Raw genomic sequence first — 15,793 nt, 5'->3', positions numbered from 1 at the left:
TTTAGAGTGCGGAAAATTCAATATAAGTATAGTGCTACTTCTTCATAATTAATACAATTGATAATCACTCTTATTTTTATCTTATGTCATGTGCAGTGCCGACTTTGACGATAAATAGGGGGTTGAAAGCCTGGTTTAGATAACTTGAGAGACAAAAAAGAGAGGCCAAATGACCTCTCTTTCCCCTATTCACTCTGGCTACTATTTTCGTTAGCGCTCAACACTCGGCGAATAATAAGCGTCCAACAGTGAAATGAAATTCCCTCTATCAAGCTCACTAAGTTGATTAATACCAGCCGCTGCTTTCCTCCCTCCGCCAGTTACAAAGCTTGAGCAAATTTCGTCTGCGCCCGTTCTATTAGATAGTGGTGCTCTTAGACTAACTGTATAAGATTCGCCATCTTGGTTTTTCGTTAATACTGCTTGTGCTCGGTTTGGATCTTGATTCACGATCTCATTGCCAAATACACCGCTGATACGCCTTGCCCAAGTCTCACCAGGCAGTTCAAACACACGTGTTACTGCACTTTCATAAATAGGGGCAAGGTTTGATAGTTGCTGGCGGTCATTTTGGTAAGCCGCTCGTAATCGATAAAACACCGAGTCTGTGTCATCCAAAAGATCAAACGGATTCGGATATTGATAAAGGGTTTGGTAGAGCTCAACTGGCGTGAAGTGCAAATCGCTCAGTGATGTACCGTAGCCGTTGTAATTAACCAAGGTACCTAGCTCTTCTAAGAACTCAATTTGTGATTGCTCGAATCCATTTTCATCTGCTAGCTGTGCGGCCACTGTTTTTAAATTGTCACCAAAGGCCGCCGCGATTGCCCAGGCTACGTGTGCACCTTTCAGCTTCTGGTTAATCAGTAAACTCGTGCAGCTCTCTGGCGCTGTATCAATCAGAGTCTCTAAATGATCAGAGATTGGTACGTCCCCTGTTCGATGGTGATCGCAATAAAACACATCGATATTGGCATCTAACAGTGAGCGCAATGCTGGCAGGTTTTTCTCCATCGACACATCAAGAACAGTAACGGAAGAGACCTCATTTGGTGTGCCAGGCTCTATGATTTGACTGGCAACTTGAGAAACTAACTTAATATCACGCTTTACACCGGTCACGAGTACGCTCTCTCTCGGTTCACTTAATCGCAGTTGTAACAAGGCGATAATACCGTCTGCGTCTCCATTGAATACGTCGTAGTGCATGCTGTTCCTCTTCCGTAAGATTTAACGTTTCTTCGATAGTTTGTCATTATTTTAGTTTTATTCCACAGATACTTAAGTCTATTTTGTAATGCCTTATTCTTATTTCTATCGATTCAGGCACTTGCCTACCCTTCAGGCATAAAAAAGGCGCGAATAATTCACGCCTTTGGTTTCTAAGAACTCACGTCTTTGGTTTGACATAATTCACGGCTTTGGTTTATAGCCGCTCTTTGATCTTACGACGTCTTGAACTGCGCTACCGCTTGATCCATATCGTTCGCTTGCTCGGCTACTTTATCGACTTCAACTAAGCAATGCTGCGCCGAAGCGTTGTTATCATTCGAGATAGTATTCAACTCAGTGATCGAGTCACTCACTTGCGCCATCACAGCACCCTGCTCCTCAATCGCTGAAGCAATGCGTTCTGAGTTGCCCTGAATGCTTTCCATATCACTCAAGATCAGTTGCAAGCTTGCATCCAGCTCTTCTGAATCTTTAAGTGTCAGCTGGCCTTGTTGGTTACACTCGCCAATCTCTGTCATAGAAGCATTCATTTGGCTCTGGATTGCAGTTACTACACTGGTGATTTCAGTGGTCGATTGATGCGTTCTGCTTGCAAGAGCTCGGACTTCATCCGCAACAACTGCGAAGCCACGACCTTGCTCACCAGCACGAGCGGCTTCGATGGCTGCGTTCAGTGCCAATAAGTTAGTTTGTTCCGCAATACCTTGGATAATGTTAACGGCACTACCAATTTGATCGACATGGTGATTCAAAGAACTAATCGAATCTTGGCTACTTGAAAGGCGTTCAGACAACTGGGTAATGTTATTGATGGTATCGACCACCACTTCACGACCTTTATCGGCATTCATTTTCGCTTGATGAACACCTTCAGCGGCAACCGATGTACTTTCTGATATCTCCCCAATAGTCAGTACCATCTCTTGCACTGAAGTTGTCATTGTTGAGGTGTGGTTTGCCTGAACTTCGAACTGTTTGATGACCGATTCCAGCTCGTCATGCATGCTCGACGTACTTTGTGTCAACTGATGTGACTTAGATTGAGACGTCGCAATCAACCCTTCAAGTTGGTCTAGCAGTTGATTGAAGTATTCGCCTAGCGTACCGAGTTCGTCTTTGCCATTCTCCGTCGCACGAATAGACACGTCGTTCGAGTCGACAATATTACGGATCACAGTAAGTAGAGATTCAATCTTACCGATGATTGAACGCACGATTAACCAGCTGAATAGAATGATCGCCACTAACAGTGTGACGCAAAGGGTGTTGTTGATCAGCGATAGCTTGTCCATCTCTTGTTGGGTTTCTTGGTCCAATACCGCTGAGAATTCTTTAAATTGAGTTTCGATAGCATGAGAACCCGAACGAGCTTGCCCAAGCAGACCTTCGTTGTGCTTTAACCCTATCACTCGTTTCTGATCCACTACTTGACGAGCTGCGTCTATCAAAGCAGCTGAGCTTCCTGTATTAGAAGTAATAGACAGTACACTTGGGTCGAACTCGCCCTTTTCAATCAGATCATTGAAGAAATACAGTTCGATTTTTTGTTCAGCGCTTGCTGAAGCACTTATGTTATCGAGTACAGCATGAAATTCTCCAAGCAAGCCTTTGTCTCGTGCTAGTCCATACACTTGGTTGGCTTTAACAAGGTTAACAAAGCTTGTGTGGTACGTTTCGATATCTTCACGCAAATGCGTACTGTTGGCCAAACCCAAATCATTCAGCACAGCATTAAGCTCAGATTCAGACGCTAAGAATTTGTTGTAGTTTACGTCAAACTTGTCGAGGTATTTCATATCACTACGCAGCAAGAAATCTTTCTCGTTACGGCGAAGATTAAGTAGTCGCACTTCAAGTTCTTTGGTGATTTGTTTGGCTTCGCTCATTTGAGCTGTGGTGTCTGCAAATTGCGATGTGGTAAACAACAATGAAATCATGCCGAAGATGGAGAACATCCCCAACGAATAGAGCTTTTTCTTTATATTCATATACGTGGCTCGTCTTTACTAAATTAACTATGAGTATCTAATTGATCGCATCAAAGCATGGATATACGGCTAGTGCGATCGAGTTATTGTTATGATTTTTTTATCATTAATGAGGTTGAGTTTTTGCAGCGGCCCTGCCCGCCAGTAGTGACATTATCAATACATTTAAACAGAGAAGGCTCATTCCCATTAACGACGAATCAATCAATAACACACTTTTGTTACATACACATTAGTTGAATTATAAAACTGAGAGACAGGTATTTGACGGAGTATAAATAGCTGAACGCCTTGCTATTAAAGCTTTGAATTAAAACACTTTGAGCAATTATTGAACTAACGGTTGTGAATGACATTTTTTTGGCTCATCAGAGGTTCAAGAACGAAGAGTAATATTGGAGATTTTGACTTGTAGTTTTTAAACAGTGAATCCGTCTATTGATGATTGTACAGTAGAGCGTAAACGGCGAAAAAATGGACCCACTCAATTCGAGTCAGGTCCATTTTTTGATTTTCTAGTCAATCGCTTTGCAGCTAAAGAGTTAGAATGCGAACTCAAGGCTGACTAAAACGCTTTCACCATCTTGGTTAGGCACTTCAATAACACCGCTTTCTCATCTTCTTCGATGTCTTGTGTTAGTCCATTAACCAAATTCAAGTGAAGCTGGTTGTGGTGAACGTGTATCTTCTGCCCTTCATCAGTCAAAGCAACCACAATCGCACGACGATCTGTTGGGTGTTCATGCCGCTCAATCAATTCAGCTTTAACCAACTTTTCGATTTGAACGGTAAGCGTACCCGTGGTGATACCCAACTTTTCAGCGAGCTCTTTCATTCTTAACGCGCCATGCATACCGAGCACTTCAATGGTGTGTACTTGAGCAAGGGAATAACCTGTCTCTTTGACAACAGACTGCTCCCACGAAGACATTTTATCGTAGAACTCAGTCAGTATTTGGTTAAGCTGTTCTATATTTCGCATGGTCGTTTGAATGCACTTCAAGAGTAAGATGATTAATCTTATCAAACTTGGCGAGCATTTGTTTATATTCAGAGACGGTTTTGTCACTGTTTGATTCAAGAGTAATCGCTGCTGAATAGTGATGTCCACTCACCTTCCACATATGGAAATCGGTTACCGACGCATAAGGCGTTAAGGTTTCGGTCACTGAGTCACGATAATCTTGGTCGATATTCTCATCCAGCAGGATTGGGCTGGTTTGTTTCATAAGGTTCATCGTCCACTTGGCAATCACGAATGCGCCAACCATTCCCATTGCTGCATCTAACCAGTTCCAACCGTAAAACTTACCAAATAGCAGCGCAACAATCGCAAGCAGAGACGTCAAAGTATCCGCCAACACATGCATGTAGGCTGCGCGTAGATTGTGATCATGATGGTGTCCGTGATGCTCAACATGTTTATGACCATGGTCGCTGTCGTGATCATGACTATGTGAATGACCGTGCGAATGGCCATGGTTCTTACTATGATCATGACCATGCTCGTGTCCGTGATCATGATGGTGATCGCCGAGTAAAAACATACTCACTACATTCACGGTTAAACCAATACAAGCAACGATGATCGCTTCATTGAACTGAATTGCTTGTGGGTTAAACAAGCGATGTACCGATTCCACCAGCATCAACAATGCCACAATCCCCAACGCAATCGCGCTGGTATAGCCCCCTAGCACGCTGACTTTGCCAGTACCAAAAGAGAAACGTTCGCTCTCGGCATGTTTCTTCGCATATCGGTATGCAAATAAGGTGATGCCAAACGCCGCAGCATGCGTCCCCATATGCCAACCATCAGCAAGTAACGCCATAGAGCCGTAAATAGTACCGGCAACGATCTCGACAACCATGGTGATGATAGTTAACAAGAGAACGTAGAAAGTACGCTTTTCACCTTGGCTGTTATGTGAAGAAAAGTTGTGTTGGTGACGTGTTGGAAAACTCAAAATGGCGTCCTTAGCTCGTGTGTTCAATGTTAGGAGTCGTTACTGATCGATCTTGCTCAAAAACTACTTTGACCAACAAGTAGTTTGACCATCAAGCCAATAAGTGAAATTTAGTTTGATTATCAAACATTGTCAACGATGAATTTTAAGGTTCTGATTTGGGGGAGTAAGATGGGGAGCTCTAATTAGCTCGATAGCCTATTGGGTGGAGAAACAGTTGCGCTTTGCAGACACAAAAAAGCCCACACGAGGTGGGCTTAGGTAGATCAGATGGAGTTATTGGTTTTGCAACTGGGTAATCTCATCATTCACCCAACCTAATAACTGCTTGGTCGCTTTAGACAAGACTTGATTCTGCCTCACGATATAACCAAGGCTCGTGCTAGAGAAATTCGTCAATGGTGTAATTTTTGAATTCAGATGCTGCTTGGTGGATATCGCAAATTCAGGAATGATGGCAACGCCAAATCCCGCTTCTGCCCAGTCGATTTGAGCGTCGACACTCCCTACTTCCATTACTCTGTGATTGGGTAAATTAAGGCTTGGTAAACCTTCATCAATGAAATCACGGGTTCTCGTATCATGGCCAAGTAGAATCAATGTGAGCTCGGTATCAACATCCGTGAGATCACTTTTTGGCAAACTATCAGAGCCTTGAATATCAAACCCATCGCCTAACGCGCACCAAGAAAGCTCTTGCAGCTTTGTGAAATACAACGACTCGTTGTGCTGTTCTTTTGCGATAACAAAACCAATATCCGCTTGAGCATTTTTAACTAAACTCGATGCCTGAGATGACGTGGTATTCAATAGCGTAAGGTCGATACCCGGATACTGTGCTTTAAACTTCTGGAATGGGCGAATCAACAAAAACCGGGAAATGATGTCACTCACGGCAATAGTTAATGTACCTATTTTGAGGTCGTTAATCGCATTGAGATCAGCCTGACAAATCTGCAGTTCGAGTAGCGTTCTTTGGCTTGTTTCCAATAGCCGTTCACCCGCTTGAGTCAATTGAAAAGGGCTTCTCTCTATCAACTTTATGCGTGTTTGTTGTTCCAGTTGTTTTAGGTGCAAACTCACATTGGGTTGTGTCATGTGCAGTGCATTGGCCGCTTTCCCAAAATGCTTATATTCCGCTAGCGTCACAAACGTCTTCAACAAATTAATATCGAGCATCATTTTCTCTCTCTAGTGTTACTCACATCGTTCCTTACAGTGAGGGGCTACCCCACCCGTCATTCCCTAAAGTGAGGGACGAACGTAATAAGGAATCTCACTTGTGACTTGGGATTCCAGATACCTCGTTCCTCGGTTCTGGAATGACGGTTGTTTTACAGTTTCTCTACCAATTATCGTCATTCCCTAAAGTGAGGGACGAACGTAATAAGGAATCTCGCTTGTGACTTGAGATTCCAGATACCTCGTTCCTCGGTTCTGGAATGACGGTTGTTTTACAGTTTCTCTACCAATTATCGTCATTCCCTAAAGTGAGGGACGAACGTAATAAGGAATCTCGCTTGTGACTTGAGATTCCAGATACCTCGTTCCTCGGTTCTGGAATGACGGTTGTTTTACAGTTTCTCTACCAATTATCGTCATTCCCTACAGTGAGGGACGAACGTAATAAGGAATCTCGCTTGTGACTTGAGATTCCAGATACCTCGTTCCTCGGTTCTGGAATGACGGTTGTTTTACAGTTTCTCTACCAATTATCGTCATTCCCTACAGTGAGGAACGAACGTGATAGGGAATCTCGCTTATGGGTTAAGACTTTAAGGATATATGGAATCCTTATCAAGATAATAAAGATAATTAATTTCTCTTATCCACATTGTAGGCATAACATGATTTCTCAATCAGTCAGGAGAAAAATTATGCCATCTATTGTTGTTGTAGGCGCAAACTGGGGCGACGAAGGCAAAGGCCGTATCGTTGATTTTTTAGCAGACCAAGCTTCTGCTAGCATTCGCTTTCAAGGCGGAAACAATGCCGGTCATACCGTAGTAAACGACTTCGGTACATTCAAACTGCACCAACTACCGAGTGGTATTTTTAATCCTGATTGTACGGCAGTTCTTGGCCCTGGCATGGTGATCAGCCCTGCTGCGCTAACTCAAGAGATTGCAGAAGTACAAGCGGCTGGCATCACAGTGAAAATGGCGATTTCAGACCGTGCAACGTTGTGTCTACCTTTACACGCGCTTGAAGACACGCTTGAAGAAGAGCGTTTAGGCGATGGTGCTTATGGCTCAACACGTCAAGGTATTGCACCAGCGTACGGTGACCGTGTAATGAAGAAAGGCATTCTTGTCGGTTGGCTGAATCAACCTGAGATTTTACAGCAGCGCATTCAATTCCTGCTTGATTGGAAGATGCCTCAACTTAAAGCGCTATACCCACAATGTGACTTCACTCAGACTGCTTCTGAAATGACAGAGTGGCTCCTTGAAGTGACTAAAGCTTGGCGCCCATTCATTTGCAACGTGACTGAGCCGCTAAAAGCACTGCAATCGCAAGACGCGAACCTACTGTTTGAAGCTCAGCTAGGCGCAGGTCGTGACCTTGTCTACGGTGAATACCCTTGGACGACGTCTTCTAATGTAACCGCAGCTTACGCGGGTATCGGTAGTGGTCTACCTGCCCTTCGCCCTGAGCGCGTTATTGCTGTTGCTAAATCGTTCAGCTCATCTGTTGGTACTGGTACGCTAGTGACTGCAATGGAAGAGCAAGACAGCTTCCGCGAAAGCTCTAACGAATATGGCGCAACAACGGGTCGCCCACGTGATATGGGCTACTTTGATGCGGTAGCAACTCGCAACGGCGTTGACCTACAAGCCGCGACTGAAATCGCACTGACTAAGATTGATTGCCTGTCTGGTTTATCTGAACTTAAGATCTGTACCGCTTACTCTGGTGAGCACACTGAAAACCCGATTTGGCCACAAACGGCTGAACTAAAGCCGGTATATGAAGATATGGCAGGTTGGGATGAAGACATCACGGGCTGCCGCACATTTGAGAGCCTTCCTCAAGCAGCACAAGATTACGTTACGCGTATCGAAGAGTTGATGGGTGTGCCAATTGTGATGGTATCAGTAGGCCCTGAGCGTGAGCAAATGATCATTCGAGGTTAGAGCTCTATCGAGTATTTCAGCTAAAGCGGTTGTTTTGGCTGAAAGGCGACAGACACAAAAAAGCCCACACTAGGTGGGCTCTTTCGTATAATGTGGTCGCTACTGGACTCGACTATCTAACCTATCCTTTTGATTAACATAAAAAATAATCAACATCGATTTTTAATATGTTACTTCTGGTGTTACTTCAGAAAACACTGATTTCAAAGGAGCTGTTCTATCAGAAAGAATCAGGGTTTTGCATCCTGCTATATCCTGATGGTTACTAGAAACCGACTATAATTCTATCAAAGCTTAATCGCATAAAATATGGAGCATCACATGGACGACATCGAACTAGACAAAAAATTAAAATCCGTTGGCAAGGCCGCTTTTGTATCCAACTATGAGCTTTTCCAAAATTTCACTACTGGAAGGATTTCACGCGCAGATGCCATTGAAACTCTTGTAAGGCAAAAAGTCAGCAATGAAGCTGGTGCAGCCATTCGAATCGGAAACGCAAAGTTGATCTTTGACAACGGTAGAGAGCTCGATGCTCTTGATTTAGTACTTCAGTCTAATCGAGTAAATAACGATATACGTAATTTAGCTCGAAAGCTTAGGCGCTGAAAACTCTAGCGGCAACTCAACACCCAACAGCTCACACTCATCGTTAATGAGATCATAAGGGATTACCCTTACCGACAGGTTCTCATCAAATCTAAATGGCGGTAGAGATTCATTAAAGTGCTCATATGCAGGGTAGATAAGATAGATCACGCCTGAGCCACCTAAATAATTTTGACCATAGGCGAACATTTGATACATGTCAGACTGGCTAACCCCATACTTCTGCTTAGCCGTTGCTTGCTTCTCGTTAATTCGCTTCCACTTGGTATCGGCTACATAAAGCGGATCATGCGAGCTTTTCTCGCTAACAACAATATCAGGCTTGAGCCTAAACCACTCTTGAGATTTTCCTGAACGGGGCGTATGTGTGACTAACGAGCAACTACTCGCTTGGGTTTTCAACCCAAGAGAATGTGGCAATGATTTCCCTAGTTTAATCGCTACATAGCGCTCAAAGAGATTCTCCATAGGGAAAAGCATCGAAATTCCATTATGTTGCCCAGAAAGGGATACTGGTGATTGGTAACTTAAAATCAACTCGCACCAAGGCTTCACAGTTCGATAATGAATTAAAGATCGTTCATTGGACCATTGACGAAAATCTAATGCATGGTTTCCTGAGTGCGGAATATCATCAAGAGCGAATTGTAATTCACTTCCTAAGCGTAAGTTGTCACTATTTTTTGACCACTTCATCACCTGACTCAGTGCAGAGCGTATCAATCTATTTTCTGCTCTGTCTGGAGAAAATTCATCGTAAGCAATGTGAAAGCTATTTAAGCAACCCGGTCGTTGGTTTATTTGCTTTGATGTTTGTAACTGACCTTTTAAGTAAGGTTTACGATCTTGAACTCTTGTGTACTGGCTTCGAATCCCTTTCTTAATGACATCCGAAACATCTTTCAAAAAATAACCAATCAATATTTCAAACAATGGTCTTTTTAACGTTTGTAGCGAAGAGTTTTCAAACCTATGCATGTTAAGTTTATGGACCGTTGAAAGCATCTTGAGGAGTACTTTCGTGGCTGTTTGGTTATCTTCCTTCTCTGATATTTTAGGAAGAATTTCAATCCGGGTGCCGCAAGGCGTTTCTAATACCCCAACATAATTGATAACTTGCAGAGCAATTGAACGACCTTGCTTTTTGACCTTGATGAGATCGACTGACTCTTGACTATTACTCTGTCCATTGACCAACAACCACTCAAACGCTTTACTCGGTATTGACTGGCAATCAATACTCGACTTATCACCACCATTGAGTAACAAGCCGAACTCACGGACAGCAATCACAGAGTCATGATTCCTACTAAACATTAAGAATAGATACCAATATATGCAGCGGCAGCGTTAAAAGCTTGATCGTTTCTAACATAAGGCTGTATACCCGTTTGATCCCAATCATCACCCATTAACTGAGCGACTTCATTCACGTCAAATTGTTCAATTACAAAACGTAAGCTCTGATCCGCTTTAAGGTGATCTCCCAACACCATCGCTACCCGTTCCCAATCCTCAAAGAAATACTCTTCTAGAAGAGGAAGAATTTCCAGCTCCATAATTTTTGACAGTTTTTCAATCGACGGCTCTTCAACTAACGATAAAAAGAAGCTATGTCCTATTGTGTGTTCACGGTCGTACAGTAACTCTATTCGTTTGTTGATGGTTTCAACCATCTGCTTAATATCAATACCATCGAATAGTGGGATAGTTGCAAGCAGTTCATAGTTCGTCATCATTTCTTCAAACTGAAAACGGCGACGCAGCGCAATGTCTAGCTGAGCCAACGACTTATCAGCCGTGTTCATCGTGCCAATGATGTGTAAGTTGTCAGGAACTGAAAAAGCCTCTTTTGAATATGGCAACTTAACCGATAGCGCTTCTTTACCACCCGCCCTCTTGCTTGGCTCAATCAAAGTGATTAACTCACCGAATATGTTGGAAATGTTACCTCGGTTGATTTCATCAATAATCAGCACCCTCTTGTCTGAAGAGGCTTGATTTGATAAGGATATTCCCTTGCTAACTATTCCTTCCACTAACGGCCCGAGAACATTAGGGTAGCCATTTACTAGGAACTTCTCCATCAAGGTGTTTACTTTATCAAACACCCTTTTATGCTTAATATCGTCAACAGAAACATCACCAGAACGAACCAAATCACAAAGCTCGTCAACAATCGATTTGGGCATTGGAAGCTCAGAACCATTAGGCTTTCTAATAGTAATCAGCTCATCAGAAATTGATTCAATCTGATACTTACCTACCGTGCGGCCAGGTGCAACGTTATCTGAATCACCACCACCTTGTAATATAGCTCGAAGTTTTTCTGTATCAATGGTCGTGTCATACAATCGATACAAAGTCATTTGAGACAGGTTTTTCTTGAATAATTCATCAACTGGTAGTGACGGTTCGTATACTCTATGCCATGTTACTTTCCTTGCTTGAGAATAACTAACATCATCAACCGAAGAGTTGTCAAAGTAGTAATCACTGGTAATTTCTGCAATAGCACGAAACTTACGATTCCCGTCCGAGACGACAATCAAATCACCAATGCTCATCTCATTCTTAAATTTATTGACCGATGTGACTTGATAGTCATAGCTCTCGTTCTCAATTTCTACCCCATTACTGCGATAGGTTTGAGCGACTTGTTTACGGTCATTGGCATGGGAGAAGTCGATATCATAGCCATAACCCAACAGAACACAGCTATTATCGATACATTGCTGATAGATAAAGGCATCATCACCAGCGATATCACCTAACGACATCTTCCAGATGTTACGGCCACTAATATCAACATGGTCTTGATCTGCTTTTATCGTCGGTTTCGCACGAGCAGATTCACATAAGCGCTTGAAGATACCGTCTTCAATTTCGTAGTTAACCTGATTATTTTCAGTCGTCGCTTTCAGGCCTTCAACAAAATCTTCGTAACTAAAACTTTGGTGAAAAGTAACAAAGCCAATGCGGTTACTGTTTAATAGCTCATCGAATCGCTTCTTGATGGCAGCTCGATCATCGTTATTTTGATGGTAAAATTCAGGGTCAACAATCTCTAAAGCTTTATTGATCGTATTGTAGGTTTTACCTGTGCCCGGAGGTCCGTACAGAATTGTATTTAGCGTTTGGTTTACGTCGTTAATTTTCACTTTATACCCCTGTCCAGGTTCTTTTATCTCATTAGGCTCTTCAGAGCTTTCTTGACCCCACCTTGAGCTTAATGGCTCAACGTAGTAATCAAGCTCTTTTGTCCCATACTCTTTTTCAAACTGAGTTCGTATATCTAACAATCGATTATCGATATCAAGAGGTGACATTCTTCTATACTGAGATGGCGTAATATTCAAAAACGTCTCAAGCAATGATTGCCTATGTCCACCACCGAAAATTCGCTCCTGCTCTTCAGGGTAAAACAGATATAAAATCATGTGGCGGAATTGTCGTTTATCATTCCCGGGGATTTCGTTTAACCAGTTTGAAAATGCTGTACGACTCGCTAGCAAAGTTGTTCTTTCACTTTTATCCAACTCGAAAAGTTTTTCTAGCAACCGAATAAAATATACCAGTTCTCGCCATCGGCCCGTTTGATATGCAGCTCCAGTATTACCTATTCCTGTCAATGCCTCATCAGACAAATATTTGTCCCTTACTCCATCTTTAAACTCAAAGCAGCTCCAGGAAAAAACACGTTCAATACTGGTTCGCTTAGAAGCAGGTCCGGCACTACTAGGACATAAAAACATCAACCACAGCATCTCTGCCGCCAATAGCTTTGCTTCAGGTGAAGCATTATCCAGTTGGGTTTCTAGCTTTGCTAAGAAGTTGCCCTCACCTTCTTCTAAATTTTCAACAAAAAACTGAATAAGTTCATTGCACGCCGCTGAATTCCATACTGCTTGATCCGTAAAAAGTGATTGTCCTTGAATAAGACACAGATCTTTAAATTTGGACGCACTTTCAATTAAATAAGAAGAATTATCGTCACCGCAAAATATTGCCATTTAAATACGTCTCCTAGCATAGGATTGACGGATCGCATCGACATACGATGAAATATCACTATCAGGCTTACTTGCTATCACCTGAAAACAAAGAGCTTTAAAATAGGCTTCTCTTTCATCTTTCTTGTCTTGACTACAGCGAATAACCTCATCATTTAATGCAGCTTTTGCCTGATGTACATCCCCAACACGATTCAACAACGGTCCTAACCAAGACCTGTTAAAGTTATTCAAACGCCTGTTGACTCGAGGTAAAACTTGAAAGGTTCTATTCCATGTGTCAGCTTTTTCTGCAAGTAGATCGTCTGTATCTTCAATATCGACGACCATCTTGTAGGTACCTTCAATGCAGTCATAAGAAGCCTGAAGTAAAACTGGAACTTGGTCGGTATATGCATCAAGCGCTAACGTTCTAACATCGTCACAATGAAGAACATCAAGCTCACCTTTTGCTTTTTCATTACACTTTTGACAGCAAGGAACAAGATTATTGAAGTCTACCGCTAAAAATGGATAGTGTTTTTTGGGTAGATAGTGGTCGTAAGATGCTCTCCACTGCTTCTCATCATCGCTGATCGCACCTTCTTCCGGTTCTACATTGCGCTCTTCCATCATCTCTTCGGTACCACAAAAACAGCAGACAAGGCCATTTAGTTCTTTGTAGCTTGCATAATGTTCATCCATGCCATGATTTCGATCACCAGCCGCAGTCTTATAGCAAGCAAGACCTAAAGTAGTGTTATACAGATAACCTCCAAGTAATTTGGATTTGCTCCATATCTCAGTCAGTTGCTCTGCAGGGCCAATTACGACATGACGAGTATTCCCCATAAATGACAAACACTGAATTTGATTTAAAAACAAGCGCTCAAATTCTTGTTGTAACTCCGCTGATAAGCCTTGATATTCATCGAATACATCAGAAAATCGCTTTTGTGTCTCTACACTTCCAGTAAGCACACCATTGAAAGTAACTGGAAAGCAGCTAGTGAAGTTATTTCCCTGAAACATCCGGCGATAAAAGCCTTTATGTACTTCATCTAACCAATACAATGATGACTGAGGTGGTTTAACTACAGGCCAAAGCATTAGTCATCACCTCTGTCGTTGTCAGCTAACTTATGCTTCAGCTGATTTCTCCTGAAGTTCACTTCAAATGAATCACCATATGACTCAAGCCACTTTAGCGTTTCCAGCTCGTCCATTAACCCTTCATCATAGGCTCGTAAAGCAGCTCTAAGCTCAGACAGCGGTTTCTTAGAAATTAACACATCCAAATCAAATACAGACGCGAGCAAAGAATCAAAGGAAGCCCCGTAAGTTTCAACATTCCCCAGAGATTGAATAGCCACACGTCCGTCAGGATTTTTCTGAAAGTGCAGCACGCGCTCAGATTTACATGCAGAAAGGACAAACGGAGAATGTGTTGAGATGATTAGCTCTAACTTTGATAAGCCAACGTACTTGTTAATGATATCGACAAACTCGATACGCCACTCAGGATTGAAATGACTTTCTGGTTCATCAAGGATAAACAAGGATTGTTGGTCACCGAATAGTATTAAGGAACCGATAATTTGAATGAGCTGATGCTCGCCATCACTGAGCCGGTCATAGAGCGTCACAGTATTTGGATTAATTAACCTAACCTTTGTATTAACGAAACGAATTGGCGCTAAACCACCTGTAATATTAGGCACATTTCGCTCGTAGCAACTCGTTTTCAATGTTCGTTTTTCGTCTCTGCTCCACCGCTTAGCCACCATTTGGTTGATAAACATCAAGTTATCTAGAAACATTGAACGCTCAAGATACAGGGTTTCTATTCTCTCGAAAAAGTCTTGGTTAACTTCAAACTTCAGAACACCGTTGAGAGTATCATCATTGAACTTCGAACTATCACAGCTAAGTTGCTGCAGTCGTATAACTTCAGCTTTAATGAAATCTAAATCTCGGTACTCCGACAGTCGCAAATCAATCTCAAATGACTCCAATGCTGCGATACTCGTGTAATCATTCAAGAATTGCTTAAATTCGGCACGTTCGTTGACCATTAGTGATATGAAGAACAACTGATTAGCAGCATGATCTGTGAACTTTCCAATAGGGAGATCAGCTTTAATTGATGCAAGGGGAAAATCTATATCAACTTCACCTTCAAATAGCACTGGTGGTTTAAACAAGTTTTGATAACGGTCAAAACTGTTACTTATGTACTCACGTAACTCAACAATTTGCTTCTCATTAAGCCCTTCTTCAAGAGCCATCAAGTTATCAAATCTTTTTGCATATTCTCGGTGAAATACGCCCTGCTTTCTAACAACGTTATAGAAACTAAGTTGAGCTTTAGCAAAAACCGAACTTAATCCTTGGTTATTACCGGATGAATAAGCAAGTACATTATCAGGAAGAAATCGTTCATGTTCATTATCGATATTTTCTGTCGCCACCATCGCCTGAAAGCGACCTTCTTGAACATTGCCAAATGAAAGAAAATCTATGTACTCAATATCTTGATAGGAGTACATTTTCGCTTTGGAACTGATGCTTTTGATTTTGATGAAAAAATCATGTCCATCTACAACAGTTTGATAATCAATTTCAAAATCATAGGTGAGGTCTTCGGCACATTCGTACTGCGGGTTAAAGTACCTATCGGCGTAGCCAAAGATATCAGCGATTAGTTCAATGAAGTTTGATTTTCCGGAACCGTTTAAGCCAACTAAGCATATAGGCGAATAGCCATCGCTATTAGGTTTAAAGGTGTAAATGAAAGGTTCTTCTTCTGTACCAACAATCGATTTGTATCGACCAACTAACTTAAGCCTATTTAATCTCATTTTTGT

General features: G+C 42.2%; 11 protein-coding genes. 2 read left to right on the top strand and 9 right to left on the bottom strand.

Going from position 1 to position 15,793, the window contains the following annotated elements; genetic code table 11:
* Positions 1–210: 210 nt before the first annotated feature.
* The 5 genes from K08M4_RS06895 to K08M4_RS06875 all read right to left on the bottom strand — a co-directional run bounded on the left by K08M4_RS06895 (position 211) and on the right by K08M4_RS06875 (position 6,370).
* Positions 211–1,209 carry an acetyltransferase gene (locus K08M4_RS06895; protein ID WP_086049331.1) on the bottom strand — a complete coding sequence of 333 codons (999 nt, stop codon included), beginning with the start codon at positions 1,207–1,209 and terminating at the stop codon, positions 211–213.
* A 236-nt stretch (positions 1,210–1,445) separates the two neighbouring features.
* Positions 1,446–3,170 carry a methyl-accepting chemotaxis protein gene (locus K08M4_RS06890; RefSeq protein ID WP_086050398.1) on the bottom strand — a complete coding sequence of 575 codons (1,725 nt, stop codon included), beginning with the start codon at positions 3,168–3,170 and terminating at the stop codon, positions 1,446–1,448.
* Between the two features lie 616 nt (positions 3,171–3,786).
* On the bottom strand, positions 3,787–4,203 hold the full coding sequence (locus K08M4_RS06885) for a MarR family winged helix-turn-helix transcriptional regulator (RefSeq protein ID WP_017070724.1): 417 nt from the start codon (positions 4,201–4,203) through the stop codon (positions 3,787–3,789).
* Positions 4,181–5,188 (bottom strand): CDF family Co(II)/Ni(II) efflux transporter DmeF, encoded by a 1,008-nt coding sequence (gene dmeF, locus K08M4_RS06880; RefSeq protein ID WP_086049330.1) that lies wholly within the window; start codon positions 5,186–5,188, stop codon positions 4,181–4,183. Before dmeF ends, K08M4_RS06885 begins: the two co-directional genes overlap by 23 nt.
* A gap of 276 nt (positions 5,189–5,464) precedes the next feature.
* On the bottom strand, positions 5,465–6,370 hold the full coding sequence (locus K08M4_RS06875; protein WP_086049329.1) for a LysR family transcriptional regulator: 906 nt from the start codon (positions 6,368–6,370) through the stop codon (positions 5,465–5,467).
* Between the two features lie 695 nt (positions 6,371–7,065).
* Here K08M4_RS06875 and K08M4_RS06870 point away from each other — a divergent pair.
* Together K08M4_RS06870 and K08M4_RS06865 are read left to right on the top strand one after the other, a co-directional pair.
* Positions 7,066–8,325 carry an adenylosuccinate synthase gene (locus tag K08M4_RS06870; RefSeq protein WP_086049328.1) on the top strand — a complete coding sequence of 420 codons (1,260 nt, stop codon included), beginning with the start codon at positions 7,066–7,068 and terminating at the stop codon, positions 8,323–8,325.
* A 321-nt stretch (positions 8,326–8,646) separates the two neighbouring features.
* Positions 8,647–8,934, top strand: a complete 288-nt coding sequence (locus K08M4_RS06865; RefSeq protein ID WP_086049327.1) for a hypothetical protein — start codon at positions 8,647–8,649, stop codon at positions 8,932–8,934.
* Here K08M4_RS06865 and K08M4_RS06860 read toward each other — a convergent pair.
* The 4 genes from K08M4_RS06860 to K08M4_RS06845 are packed head-to-tail and all read right to left on the bottom strand — an operon-like array spanning position 8,911 to position 15,787.
* Positions 8,911–10,251, bottom strand: coding sequence for an McrC family protein (locus tag K08M4_RS06860; protein ID WP_086049326.1), 1,341 nt, complete (start codon positions 10,249–10,251; stop codon positions 8,911–8,913). The genes K08M4_RS06865 and K08M4_RS06860 overlap by 24 nt on opposite strands.
* Positions 10,251–12,947: a DUF8426 domain-containing protein gene (locus K08M4_RS06855; protein ID WP_086049325.1), complete on the bottom strand. Its 2,697-nt coding sequence runs from the start codon at positions 12,945–12,947 to the stop codon at positions 10,251–10,253. Before K08M4_RS06855 ends, K08M4_RS06860 begins: the two co-directional genes overlap by 1 nt.
* Positions 12,948–14,036, bottom strand: coding sequence for an HNH endonuclease family protein (locus tag K08M4_RS06850; RefSeq protein WP_086049324.1), 1,089 nt, complete (start codon positions 14,034–14,036; stop codon positions 12,948–12,950).
* Positions 14,036–15,787: an AAA family ATPase gene (locus K08M4_RS06845; RefSeq protein ID WP_086049323.1), complete on the bottom strand. Its 1,752-nt coding sequence runs from the start codon at positions 15,785–15,787 to the stop codon at positions 14,036–14,038. Before K08M4_RS06845 ends, K08M4_RS06850 begins: the two co-directional genes overlap by 1 nt.
* Positions 15,788–15,793: the final 6 nt, after the last annotated feature.

Origin of the sequence: Vibrio syngnathi (assembly GCF_002119525.1) — a bacterium.
Classification (GTDB): domain Bacteria; phylum Pseudomonadota; class Gammaproteobacteria; order Enterobacterales; family Vibrionaceae; genus Vibrio; species Vibrio syngnathi.
This window is presented reverse-complemented; position numbering and strand designations above follow the sequence as displayed.

What these genes read in the sequence shown, in the direction of transcription:
- K08M4_RS06890 (WP_086050398.1), bottom strand. Translation starts at nt 3,170, where the DNA reads ATGATTTCATTGTTGTTTACCACATCGCAATTTGCAGACACCACAGCT.
- K08M4_RS06865 (WP_086049327.1), top strand. Translation starts at nt 8,647, where the DNA reads ATGGACGACATCGAACTAGACAAAAAATTAAAATCCGTTGGCAAGGCC.
- K08M4_RS06870 (WP_086049328.1), top strand. Translation starts at nt 7,066, where the DNA reads ATGCCATCTATTGTTGTTGTAGGCGCAAACTGGGGCGACGAAGGCAAA.
- K08M4_RS06885 (WP_017070724.1), bottom strand. Translation starts at nt 4,203, where the DNA reads ATGCGAAATATAGAACAGCTTAACCAAATACTGACTGAGTTCTACGAT.
- K08M4_RS06845 (WP_086049323.1), bottom strand. Translation starts at nt 15,787, where the DNA reads ATGAGATTAAATAGGCTTAAGTTAGTTGGTCGATACAAATCGATTGTT.
- K08M4_RS06875 (WP_086049329.1), bottom strand. Translation starts at nt 6,370, where the DNA reads ATGATGCTCGATATTAATTTGTTGAAGACGTTTGTGACGCTAGCGGAA.
- K08M4_RS06860 (WP_086049326.1), bottom strand. Translation starts at nt 10,251, where the DNA reads ATGTTTAGTAGGAATCATGACTCTGTGATTGCTGTCCGTGAGTTCGGC.
- K08M4_RS06850 (WP_086049324.1), bottom strand. Translation starts at nt 14,036, where the DNA reads ATGCTTTGGCCTGTAGTTAAACCACCTCAGTCATCATTGTATTGGTTA.
- K08M4_RS06855 (WP_086049325.1), bottom strand. Translation starts at nt 12,947, where the DNA reads ATGGCAATATTTTGCGGTGACGATAATTCTTCTTATTTAATTGAAAGT.
- K08M4_RS06895 (WP_086049331.1), bottom strand. Translation starts at nt 1,209, where the DNA reads ATGCACTACGACGTATTCAATGGAGACGCAGACGGTATTATCGCCTTG.